Source organism: Streptomyces sp. NPDC050738 (assembly GCF_040654175.1).
In the GTDB taxonomy this organism is placed as follows: Bacteria; Actinomycetota; Actinomycetes; order Streptomycetales; family Streptomycetaceae; genus Streptomyces.
Window position 1 is genome coordinate 206,098 of record NZ_JBFAHN010000007.1, and the last position, 11,835, is coordinate 217,932.

Here is an 11,835-nt window from a genome sequence, read left to right on the forward strand (position 1 = left end):
CCTCCGTGCCTCTGAGATCCATCGCGGCCACTGTCACCGCCGTGGCCGTCGCCGCGTTCATACCCGCCACCGCGGTACACGCCGCGGCCCCGCCCCCCTCACACGCCCGAGGCGCCGCGGCCACCGCGGCCACCGCGGTCAGCGTGCCGCTGCCCTCCGGTGACACGGTGACCGTCGAACGTTCCGGCGGCACAGTACGTTCGGCCACGGTCACCCCCGCACCCGGCCGCGAAGACATGTCCTTCACCACGAGCACACTCGGCTCAGGCCACGTCAGCGTCGTGCCTGCCGATGCCGAGCCGCTCCTCGCCGCGGGCCGGCTCGACCCCCGACTGTTCGACGTACAGGCGCTGCTCGACGCCGGTTACGGCACGAAGGGTGACATCGCCAAGGGCGCCCTCGGGATGATCGTCCAGCATGGGAAGGGCGCTGCTGCCGCGAACAAGGCGCGCAGCGCGGCAGGGAGTAGGGCGCACCCCGGGCACGCGCTGCCCCGGCTGGGTATGACGGCCATCGCCCCGCGCAGCCGTGCCGATGCCGCCACCACCTGGAAGCGTCTGACCTCGGGCACCGGCACGTCGCCGGCGGGCGGAGTCGGCAAGCTGTGGCTCGACGGCCGCATGCACATTGCGCTGGACAAGAGCGTCCCGCAGATCCATGCGCCTCAGGCGTGGGAGGACGGATACACCGGGAAGGGCGTCACGGTCGCCGTCCTCGATACCGGCTGGGACTCCGACCATCCGGATCTGGCCGGCCGCGTGAGCGCCTCGTCGAACTTCCTGGGAGGCGACAGCGCCGAGGACGACAACGGTCACGGCACCCATGTCGCGTCCACCATCGCGGGGATCGACAGCACCTATCGAGGCGTCGCCCCCGATGCCTCCCTGGCCGTGGGCAAGGTGTGCGACAGCACCGGCTCGTGTACCACCTCGGCCGTACTGGCCGGGATCGACTGGGCCGTCAACACGGTGCACGCCAAGGTCGTCAGCATGAGTCTGGGCGGCCCCGCGGACGAGACCGACCCCGCGATAGCGGTGATCAACAACCTGTCGGAGCAGACCGGCACACTGTTCGTGGTCGCGGCCGGGAACGACGGAGAGTCCGGTACGGCGACGGTCGGCGCCCCTGCCATCGCGAACTCCGCGCTCGCGGTCGGCGCGGTCGACGACAACGACCAGCTGGCCGCCTTCTCCAGCCGCGGCCCACGCCCGAGCGACAACGCGGTGAAGCCCGACATCACCGCGCCCGGCGTGAACATCGTCGCCGCGAAGATGGGCGGCGGCCACACTTCCAAGAGCGGTACGTCGATGGCGACACCGCATGTCGCCGGCTCCGCGGCGCTGGTCGCGCAGGCGCACCCCGCTTGGACCGGAGAGCAGATCAAGACCGCGCTGATGGAGAGTGCCGAGCCCACCGCCGGCCGTTCCGCCTATCAGCAGGGCACCGGCAGGGTGGATGTGGGGCGCGCCGTCGAGCAGACGGTCCTGGCCTCTCCCGCAAACCTGACCACGACGGCCGACTGGTCCGCCGGAGCGGGCAAGGACACCGAGCACACCGTCACCTTCACCAACACCGGCGACACCACCACGACGCTCGACCTGGCCATCGGGAAGCCCCTCTCGCCGACAGCCCAGCCGGGCAACACCGAGCAGTTCTCGGTCGACCGCGACAACATCACGGTCCCCGCGCACGGCACGGCGACCGCGACCGTCACCAGCCGCGCCTCCCTGCTGCCGCACGGCCCGTGGTCCGCGATCCTCACCGCCTCCCACGAGGGGAAGCCCGTCACGCGCACGATCCTCGGCATCAACAGCCCCCTCCCCACGCACCAGGTGACGATCAACGCCGTCCAGCGCGACGGCGCCCCCGCGACGGGCACCGCACTGATGGTCAACCGCTGGACGGGGGACCGCTATCCGGTCCGGCTCACCGCGGGCACCGGTACGGCCTCCGTGCCCGAAGCGCAGTACTGGATCGGCATGACGATCATCACCGGATCCGGCACGGACCGGACGAGCACGCTGGCCGCCACGTCCGTGACGCCCCTGGCGGACACCGCCGTCGGCCTCGACGCCCGCACCGCGGTTCCGGTGGGCGCCGACGTTCACGATGACAAGGCTCAGGCCACGGCGGTGCAGGCCGCGCTTGCGCTGCCCGCGGGTTCGGCCTCGTACACGATGAGCGTGGTGACCACAGGCACGAGCGCGGGCCGGTCGCTCTACGCGACTCCCCTCGCCGTCGACGGTGCGAAGTACCGGACGTTCGCCGTGTTCGCGGCCAAGGGCGCCTCGTCGCAGGCGCCGAGCCCGTTCTTCTACCACGTGACGCGTTCGTGGACCGGCGGCGTCCCGGCGCATCCGTCCTTCTCGGTCACGCGCCGCGACCTGACGGACGTACGCCTCGGCTTCCACGCCCAGGGTGCCCCGGCCGCCGGCACCACGTCGGCTGCCCCTGACGACGACACCCTGCTGCCTCTGAACATCGACCAGTCGGTCTCCATCCCCTCCACCGTCCACGACTACCGCACGAGAGGTGACTGGCTCGACCGCGCCTCGATCGCCGGCAGCCAGTCCATCGTGACCTCGGCGCAGGCCTTCGGCCCGAGGGCTCTCGACCGGCTGGACTTCGCAGCCGCGGTGGTCGGCCCCGGACTGCCTGCCGCGCCGCTGCGCCGGGTCGGCGACTCCATGCTCTGGGCCTCGACGCCGTGGTTCGTGGACGGCGACGGCACCCGCGGCGGCACCGACTGGGGGGCGTCCGGCACCGTCACCCTGGCCAAGGACGGTCGGACGGTGGGCTCGTGGAACGCCGTAGGTTCCGGTAAGACCGTCCCTGTTCCGGCGGGCAACGGGCACTACACACTCAGCGCGGATGTCAGCCGCGCCCGGTCGTATGCCGCCCTGTCCACCCGCGTGCAGTCGGTGTGGGGTTTCGACTCCACCACCGACGACGGTTCGGGTGCCGTACTGCCGCTCATGGCCGTCCGCCTCACCCCACGCGGCCTCGACCTCTCGGGCAGCGCCGCCCGCGGCGCGACGACCCGGGTGGACCTTGCGGTCCAGCGCGCGCCCGGCGCCGCAGCGGCCACGATCGACTCCACACACCTGGAGGTCAGTTGGGACGACGGTGCCACCTGGCATCCCGTCAAGATCCACCCGGCCCGGGGCGCGTCCCCTGAGCACGCCGACCTGACCGCTCCCGCGGGCGCGGCTTTCGCGACCCTGCGGGCGAGCGTTTTGGCGGACGACGGCAGCTCCCTGACGCAGACCGTCACCCGGGCCTTCGGGGTGACGCCGGACGAGCGGTAGGCAGTACGGCGCCGGGCATGCCCGGCGCCGTCGCCCGCTCCTGTATCCGTGCGTCAGTCGACGTTCGCCTTCGCCGTGGCGGCCACGGGCGGCACTTCGGGGTAGGGGCGCGGGTAGCCGGCGCCGATGCCGAACCGGTGGGCGAGGGTGTCGGCGAACGCCGCGGCGATCCGGATCTCGCCGTCGGGGTTGGGGTGGGTGCCGTCCCAGGTGTGCTCGGGAGCCACGAACTCCGCTGCGGTCTCCGCGACCACCACGGGTTCCGCAGGGGTGTCGAGGTCCGTGGCGACGGCCCGTAAACGGGCATTGGTCGCGTCGATCCGCAGGGCGAACTCCGGCTCGTCCACCGCCTTCTGGCACTGGAGGACGGTGCCCAGGGCGATGGCGACGCCGGGGCGGCCCCGGCGGGCATTGGCGATGAACTCGCGCAGGTTGGTCTCGAACTGCGGTGGTTCCACGCCGTACCAGAACAGGTCGTTGATGCCGAGCAGTACCAACAGGTACTCGGGGTCGTGCTCCCGGGCCTTCGCCTCGATCTCGTCCTTCTCGGTCACATACGGCCGACCCCACTGTGCGTCGTGGTCACGGTCGAACTCGGGGTCGGCGTACGTGTCGTCGTCGTCGCCCACCTCGGCCGTACGGATGTTGTCGAGCGTGTCCTTCGGGCCGACGAGGTCCAAGTCCACGGCGTGGTCGCGCAGATGGGTCCAGAGACGATAGCGCCAGGTCCAGTCTCCGCTGCTGCCGTGACTGATCGAATCGCCGACGATCATGATGGGGATGACATGGGAGCTGCTGGGCACGGCTTCCTCCTGGTGGGCCGGTGGGCTGTGCCACCCCGGTCCGGGTGCGTAGCGCCGCAGTACGCGGGCCGGTACGCCCCCGATCAGGCAGTGGTCGGGGAACGCGCCGCGGACGACGGCGCCCGCCGCGACGGCGACGTTCCTGCCGAGGCGGGCGCCCGGCAGGATCACGGCGCCGGTGCCGATCCAGCAACCGTCGCCGATGGAGACCGGGCGGTTGCTCGGCGGCTGGCTTCCGATGGGCAGCCGGGGATCGGTGTAGGTGTGGTTCTGGTCGGTGATGTAGACGTGCGGTGCGATGAAGACCTGGTCGCCGACGGTCACCGACTCGTGGGCCACGATGTGCGTGCCACGGCCGATGACGCAGCCCCGGCCGATGCGCAGGACCAGACCGGGGCCGAGGTCCATGCCGGGCAGCAGCCCGGCGGTCATCGTCACCTGGCTTCCGACGAGGGTGCCCGCGCCGACGGACATCCATGGTTCGCCGTAGAGGCAGCCCGGGGGGAACCCGATGCGCACACCGGCGCCGAGGTGGCCGAAGCGGCGCCCGGCGGGGGACGCGCTGGTGATGGCTCCGACGTCCTTGGCCCAGGCCCAGGCCCGGCGCACCACGACTCCGCCGACGGCGCGGGAGCGTCGGCGTGCACCTTGCGTGAGCAGGGAGATGCTTTCCGTGATCGGAGGCGCCACGTGATCAGCGTAGGTAGGCACGTTCGGATCCGCGCGGCGAGTGGTCACCGGCCCGCACACCTGGAAGTGCTGCGGCCGGTGGCGCCGGCTCCATCGTGTCCGGTACGGCGTGGTCAGCCGTTCAGCAGCAGCGCCATGCCGAGTTCGACGAGCCGCGTTTCGACGGCCGGTCTGTTGGTCAGGTCCGCCCAGCGGGCCACGTAACGGACCATGGCGTCCAGGGCGTAGATGACGATCTTCGTTTCCACCGGATCGCGTCCGGGCCGGGCGCGGTCGAGCACCTGCGCCCACATGTCCACGTAGTCGACGACGAAGCGGTTCTGCAGGGCGCGTTCCTTGTCCGGCAGCTGCTCGCTCTCGTTGGCGAGCACGCCGATCACATGGCGGTGCTCGATATTGACGGTGATGTGCGAGCGCAGGGCCATCTCCAGGACCACCAGAGGTTCCCCGGAGCGGGCGACCGCCGCCTCCAGTCCTGCCAGCATGCGATCGCCGCCACGGGTCGCGGCGGTGACCAGGATGTCGGTCTTGCTGGGGAAGTGCCGGTAGACCCCCGAGGGCACGATTCCGACGGCTTCTCCGATGTCGGCCATGCTGACGGACTGGAAGCCCCGCTCGTCGAACAGCCGGGTCGCTTCGGTGAGCACCTGCTGTCGTCGGGGCAGGCGTAGCCCGTCGACGGCCTCCGGTGCGGGAAGCGTGGACTCCGGCGGCTGCGGTGCGAGCTCGCAGTGGGCGACCACCTGGGCCAGGTGGTGCAGCAGTGCCTCGAACCTGCGGCGCGGCAGGGTGAGCCGGTGGTGGGCCCGGCTGGCCAGCACCGCGAGGACGGCGAGTGCGGTCAGGGTGCGGTCGGCCTCGGCCAGTTCCGGTCTGGCGGTGCGCAGCAGTGCGGCGAGGTGGTGCGTGGCCCCCCAGGCCTGCTCGCGGATGACGGCGCGCTGGTCCTCGGGCAGATGGCGCGCCTCGCGCTCCCACAGCGCGCCGATCGTACGGCGCGTGGCGCCGGCGGCCGCCAGCGTGTGCAGGAGTTCCTCCAGCCCCGAAGCCTCCCGGATCATGGAGTCGACGGTTTCCACGTCCGTCAGCACCACGTGGAGCAGCAGGTCCTGTTTGTTGCGGAAGTGCCGGTAGACCGCCGGGGCGGTGATGCCCACCGCGTCCGCGGTGTCCGCCATCGACACGTTGTGGAATCCGCGTGCGCGGAAGAGCTCGCCGGCGGCGGCGAGGATCTGGGCCTTCCGGTCCGGGGGTCTGCGCGACGCCATGCTCTGTGCTCTCCTCCGCCCGGTTCGAAAGTCGGCCTCAGTGAACCCCGAAGGAACGCCTGGAGGTCGGCCCAGACTAGCCGACGGCCGTCGGGTGCCTCTTCGATGCGAATGAACGGTGACAGGCTGACTGTCCATTGAACCCCTTGACAGATGACCTCTGGGACATAAAAGTGAAGCGGCATTCACATTCTATCTGGAGGATTCATGGGCCGCAGAGTCCACGTCGCGGGCGTCGGCATGATCCCGTTCGCCAAACCGAGCGCCGCCGCGACCTACGACGTCATGGGTGCCGGCGCGGTCCGCGCGGCCCTCGCCGACGCAGGCGTCGGCTACGGCAAGATCCAGCAGGTGTACGCCGGTTACGTCTACGGCGACTCCACCTGCGGGCAGCGCGTGGTCTACGGAATCGGCATGACCGGTGTGCCGGTGATCAACGTCAACAACAACTGCGCCTCGGGCTCCTCGGCGCTGTGGCTGGCGCGCCAGGCCGTGGAGAGCGGCGCCGTGGAGTGCGCGCTCGCGGTGGGCTTCGAGCAGATGCCGCCCGGTGCCCTGGGTGCCAAGTGGAGCGACCGGCCCAACCCGCTGTCCGACTTCGACGTCACCTTGCGGGAGGCGTTCCCCGTCGACGACCGACTCCCGCTCACTCCGCAGTACTTCGCCGCCGCAGGAGTGGAGTACATGGAGAAGTACGGCATGAAGGCGGAGACCTTCGCCAAGGTGTCGGTCAAGGCGCGCAGCCACGCCGCGAACAACCCCTACGCGGTCTTCCGGGACCCCATCACCGAGCAACAGGTGCTCGAATCCCCGCACATGTCCGGCCCGCTGACCCGGCTGCAGTGCTGCCCGCCCACCTGCGGCGCGGCCGCCGCCGTCGTGTGCAGCGAGGAGTTCGCCCGCGCCCACGGCCTGCGCACCGATGTGGCGATCAAGGCCCAGACGCTGCTGTCCGACACCGGCGGGCTCTTCGAGAAGACCAGCCCGATGTCCCTCGTCGGCTCCGACGTCACGCGTGCCGCCGCGCACGAGGTGTACGAGCAAGCCGGGGTCGACCCGCGCGACATCAAGGTCGTCGAACTGCACGACTGCTTCACCGTCAACGAGGTCCTCACCTATGAGGGGTTGGGCCTGTGCGACGAGGGCGGCGCCGAGGAGTTCATCCTCAGCGGCGACAACACCTACGGCGGGCGCGTCGTCACCAACCCCTCGGGCGGTCTGCTCTCCAAGGGCCACCCACTGGGTGCCACGGGACTCGCGCAGACGGCGGAGATCACCTGGCAACTGCGCGGCGAGGCCGGCCCCCGCCAGGTCGAGGGCGCGACCCTCGGCCTTCAGCACAACCTCGGCCTCGGCACCGCGGGCGTCGTCACGCTCTTCGAGAAGGTGGGCTGAGCCATGGCCGTCGACCCCGCGATCATCGGTACCACCGAGCCCGCGCACACGGTCGAGGTGGAGCGCGGCCGGCTGCGCGCCTTCGCCCACGCGACCGGTCAGAACGACCCCGTCTACAGCGACCTGGAGGCCGCCGGCGCCGCGGGCCACCACGACCTGCCGGTGCCTCCGACGTTTCTGTTCTGCCTGGAGATGGAGAACCCCGACCCGTTCGGTTTCCTCGGCCGGCTCGGCATCGATCCTCGGACGATCCTGCACGGCGGCCAGCGGTTCGAGTACCACGCCCAGGCCTTCGCCGGAGACGCCCTGACCTTCGCCACCGAGGTGACGGACGTCTACACGAAGAAGGGCGGCGCCCTGGAGTTCATCGAGCGCGCCACCCGCGTGACCCGTGCCGGCGAACAGATCGCCACGCTCACCAGCACCACCGTCGTACGCGACCCGAAGGCCGGCAGGAAATGACCTCACTGACACTCTCCGCCGGCGACACCCTGATCCTCGACGCCCCGAAGATCACGCGCACGACACTCGCCCTCTACGCGGGGGCCTCGGGCGACCACAACCCGGTGCACATCGACATCGACGCCTGCGAGGCCGTCGGCATCCCCGACGTCTTCGCCCACGGCATGCTCTCCATGGCCTACCTGGCACGGCTGCTGACCGACCGGGTGCCCCAGGAGCGGATCCGCTCCTACGAGGTGCGCTTCTCCGCGATCACCCCGGTCAACGCCACCCCCATCTGCACGGGCGCCGTCACCCGCGTCGAGGACGGCCTGGCCCACCTCGACCTGACCGTGGCCCTCCCCGACGGCACCGTGACCCTGCGGGGCACCGCCGTCGTCTCCGTCAACTGATCCGCTCCGCACCGACGTTAAGGACGTAACACATCATGGGAACCCTGGACGGCAAGGTCGCCATCGTCTCCGGCTCCGGCCGTGGCATCGGCCGCGAGGTCGCTCTCAAGCTCGCCTCGGAAGGCGCGAGCGTGGTGATCAACGATCTGGACAAGGGGCCCGCCGAGGAGACCGTCGCCGACATCGTCGCGTCCGGCGGCAAGGCCGTGGCCTGTGTCGGGTCGGTCACCGAGGACGAGTTCGCCGAGCGCTTCGTGAACACGGCGGTCGACTCCTTCGGCGGCCTGGACATCATCGTCAACAACGCCGGTTACACCTGGGACACGGTCATCCAGAAGATGACCGACGAGCAGTGGGACGCCATCCTCGACGTCCACCTCAAGGCCCCCTTCCGCATCCTGCGCGCCGCCCAGCCCTACATCAAGGCCAACCCGACCGACCACCACCGCAAGGTCGTCAACGTCTCCTCGGTCTCGGGTCAGTACGGCAACGCGGGCCAGGCCAACTACTCCTCCGCCAAGGCCGGTGTCATCGGCTTCACCAAGACCATGGCCAAGGAGTGGGGCCGCTACAAGGTCAACGTCAACGCCGTCGCCTACGGCTGGATCCTGACCCGGATGACCGAGGCCACCGCCGAGGACGACGCGACCCTGGACATCGGCGGGCGCACCATCAAGGTCGGCATCAATCCGCAGATCGCGGCCGCCGCCGCGGCCACCATCCCGCTGGGCCGACCGGGTACTCCCGAGGAGGCCGCCGGAGCGATCTACCTGCTGTGCACCCAGGAGTCGAACTACGTCAGCGGCCAGTGCCTGACCGTCGACGCCGGCCAGCGCTGACCCACCCCGCACCCCGATCGAGATCCATCCGTACAGCAGGGACTGCCGCATGAAGCGCACCATCTACAACGAGGACCACGAGGCCTTCCGGACGATGATCCGGGACTTCATCGCCAAGGAGGTGAGCCCGCACTTCGAGGAGTGGGCGGCACAGGGCCGCGCGCCCCGTGAACTCTTCCGCAAGTTGGGTGAGTTGGGGGTGATGGGATTCGGGATACCCGAGGAGTACGACGGCCCCGGCGAGACGAGCTACAAGTACCAGACCGTCATGTCGGAGGAGACCGCCCGCGCCGCCGTGTCGTTCGGGCACTACGACGTCACCACCGGCATCGTGCTGCCGTATCTCCTCAACCTCGCCAACGACGAGCAGAAGAAGCGCTGGCTGCCGGGTATCGCCTCGGGCGACATCTGTCTCTGCATCGCCATGACCGAACCGGGCACCGGCTCCGACCTGGCGGGCATACGTACCACCGCCAAACTCTCCAAGGACGGTACGCACTTCGTCCTCAACGGCTCGAAGACCTTCATCACCGGCGCGCTCAACTCCGAGCTGTGCGTGGTCGTCGCCCGCACCTCGCCCTCATCCGAGACGGACCGCCGCCACGGCCTCAGCCTGCTGGTCGTCCCGACCGACGCCGAGGGCTTCGCGTACGGCCGCAAGCTGGAGAAGATCGGCCTGCAGGCCTCCGACACCTCCGAGCTCTCCTTCACCGATGTCGTGGTCCCGGTGGAGAACGTCCTCGGCGAAGTCGGCGACGGCTTCTCCTACCTGGGCCGGAACCTGGCCCGCGAGCGCCTGTCCATCGGTGTGAGCGCCGCGGCCACCGCCACCGCCGCGATCGATTTCGCGAAGGCGTACGTCAAGGAGCGCCAGGTCTTCGGCAAGCCGGTGGCCGCCTTCCAGAACACCAAATTCGTCCTTGCCGAGTGCGCCGCCGAGGTCGAGGCGCTCCAGGCCATGGTCGACAAGGGCATCGAGCTGGACGACGCCCACGAGCTGACCCCGGCCGACGCCGCGAAGATCAAGCTCTTCGGCACCGAGGTGGCGGGCCGCGTCATCGACAAGTGCCTCCAGCTGCACGGCGGTTACGGCTACATGCTCGAATACCCCATCGCCCGGCTGTACGCCGACACCCGGGTCAGCCGCATCTACGGCGGCACCAGCGAGGTCATGAAGACCATCATCGCCAAGGACCTCGGTCTGTAGCGGACCGGTCCTCCGCAGTCACGCCGCCCTGGTGGCCGCCCCCTCCGGCGGCCCCGGGGCGGTGTGCTCTCTACCCATGCACCAAGTACCCCGCATCGACGAGGAAGTTGACGCACCATGAGCACCATCCCCGACGCACCCGCCTCAGCCGGCCCGCTCGCGGGCATCCGCATCATCGAACTGGGCGGCATCGGGCCCGGCCCGTTCTGTGGCATGATCCTTTCCGATCTCGGCGCCGAAGTGATCCGCATCGACCGGCCCGCCGAGCACGGCACGACGACGTGGCACCCCGTACTGCACCGCAACCGGCGCTCGGCCACCCTCGACCTCAAGACCCCCGAGCGGGTGGAGGCGGCCCTGCGCCTGATCGACAGCGCGGACGCGGTCATCGAGGGCTTCCGGCCCGGTGTGACCGAGCGACTGGGGCTCGGCCCCGAGGTCTGCCTGGAGCGCAACCCCAAGCTGGTGTACGGGCGGATGACCGGCTGGGGCCAGGACGGGCCGCTCGCCCAGGAGCCCGGCCACGACATCAACTACATCGCGATCGCCGGAGCCCTCGGCGCGATCGGCGGCGCCGACAGCGACCCGGTCGTCCCGCTGAACCTGGTCGGCGACATGGGCGGCGGCGGCATGCTGCTGGCCCTGGGCATCTGCGCCGCGCTGGTCAGCGCCAAGTCCACCGGACGCGGCCAGGTGGTCGACGCCGCCATGACCGACGGAACCGCCATCCAACTCGCCCTGATCCACGGCCTGCTGGTCGGCGGCCGGTGGGCCGACCGCCGAGCATCCAACCTCTTCGACGGCGCGGCTCCCTTCTACCGGACCTACCGCACCGCGGACGGCGGACACATGGCGGTCGGCTGTGTGGAGCCGGAGTTCTACGCCGCGATGCTCAGCGTGCTGGGCCTGACCGAAGACCCCTTGTTCGCTCGGCAGATGGACACCGGAGCCTGGCCGCGTATGGCGGAGCGGCTCGCGCAGGAATTCGCCGGCCGCCCGCGCGACGCATGGTCCACCGCCTTCGACGGCAAGGGCGCCTGCGTGACACCGGTGCTGAACTTCGCCGAGGCCGCCGCACACCCGCACAACGCCGAGCGCGGCACGTACGGCACCGCCGCCGGGTTCATCCAGCCCGCCCCGGCGCCCCGATTCCTCGGCACCCCGTCCGCCGTGCCGAGCCCGGCGCCGCTGACCGGCGCACACACGCGTGACGTCCTGGCCTCGGCCGGCTACGACGATGCGGAGATCGCCGCCTTGGCCCCGCACGCCTGACCGCGTAGCAAGAAGGCCCGTGTCCCACCGCCAGGGCGGATTCTAGGGATCGTCGCAACACGTGATCAATGGCGTGTCTGGCGAGCAGTGTAAGCAGTGGCTCGGCTGCCTTGGCGTACCGCAGGATCAGCGGAGCCTGACCTTCACCGTCTGGGTGGCGCCGCGCAGGCCGCTCAGATCGCCGAACGTGAGCGTGAGC

Annotated in this window: 9 protein-coding genes; 7 read left to right on the forward strand and 2 right to left on the reverse strand. The window is 70.4% G+C overall.

Features of this window, described 5'->3' with window-relative positions; all coding sequences use genetic code 11:
* The first annotated feature begins 5 nt into the window (after window positions 1–5).
* A complete protein-coding gene (locus AB0H78_RS20085; RefSeq protein ID WP_363235824.1) occupies window positions 6–3,308 on the forward strand; it encodes a S8 family serine peptidase in 3,303 nt (1,100 codons plus the stop codon).
* A 53-nt stretch (window positions 3,309–3,361) separates the two neighbouring features.
* Here AB0H78_RS20085 and AB0H78_RS20090 read toward each other — a convergent pair whose 3' ends face one another.
* Entirely contained in the window at window positions 3,362–4,801 is a 1,440-nt protein-coding gene (locus AB0H78_RS20090; protein WP_363235825.1) for a GDSL-type esterase/lipase family protein, read from the reverse strand.
* Between the two features lie 113 nt (window positions 4,802–4,914).
* Entirely contained in the window at window positions 4,915–6,069 is a 1,155-nt protein-coding gene (locus AB0H78_RS20095; protein ID WP_363235826.1) for a TetR family transcriptional regulator, read from the reverse strand.
* 207 nt (window positions 6,070–6,276) lie between these two features.
* Between AB0H78_RS20095 and AB0H78_RS20100 the strand changes: the two genes are divergently transcribed.
* From AB0H78_RS20100 to AB0H78_RS20125, 6 genes are all read left to right on the forward strand, one after another.
* On the forward strand, window positions 6,277–7,464 hold the full coding sequence (locus tag AB0H78_RS20100; RefSeq protein WP_363235827.1) for a lipid-transfer protein: 1,188 nt from the start codon (window positions 6,277–6,279) through the stop codon (window positions 7,462–7,464).
* A 3-nt stretch (window positions 7,465–7,467) separates the two neighbouring features.
* Window positions 7,468–7,926, forward strand: coding sequence for a MaoC family dehydratase N-terminal domain-containing protein (locus AB0H78_RS20105; protein WP_363235828.1), 459 nt, complete (start codon window positions 7,468–7,470; stop codon window positions 7,924–7,926).
* Window positions 7,923–8,318: a MaoC/PaaZ C-terminal domain-containing protein gene (locus AB0H78_RS20110; protein WP_363235829.1), complete on the forward strand. Its 396-nt coding sequence runs from the start codon at window positions 7,923–7,925 to the stop codon at window positions 8,316–8,318. The genes AB0H78_RS20105 and AB0H78_RS20110 overlap by 4 nt, the downstream gene beginning before the upstream one ends.
* A 35-nt stretch (window positions 8,319–8,353) precedes the next feature.
* Complete coding sequence (locus tag AB0H78_RS20115) at window positions 8,354–9,157, forward strand: SDR family oxidoreductase (RefSeq protein WP_363235830.1); 804 nt, start codon at window positions 8,354–8,356, stop codon at window positions 9,155–9,157.
* Window positions 9,158–9,206: 49 nt separating this feature from the next.
* Window positions 9,207–10,364 (forward strand): acyl-CoA dehydrogenase family protein, encoded by a 1,158-nt coding sequence (locus tag AB0H78_RS20120; protein ID WP_363235831.1) that lies wholly within the window; start codon window positions 9,207–9,209, stop codon window positions 10,362–10,364.
* A gap of 117 nt (window positions 10,365–10,481) precedes the next feature.
* Window positions 10,482–11,636, forward strand: coding sequence for a CaiB/BaiF CoA-transferase family protein (locus AB0H78_RS20125; protein WP_363235832.1), 1,155 nt, complete (start codon window positions 10,482–10,484; stop codon window positions 11,634–11,636).
* Window positions 11,637–11,835: the final 199 nt, after the last annotated feature.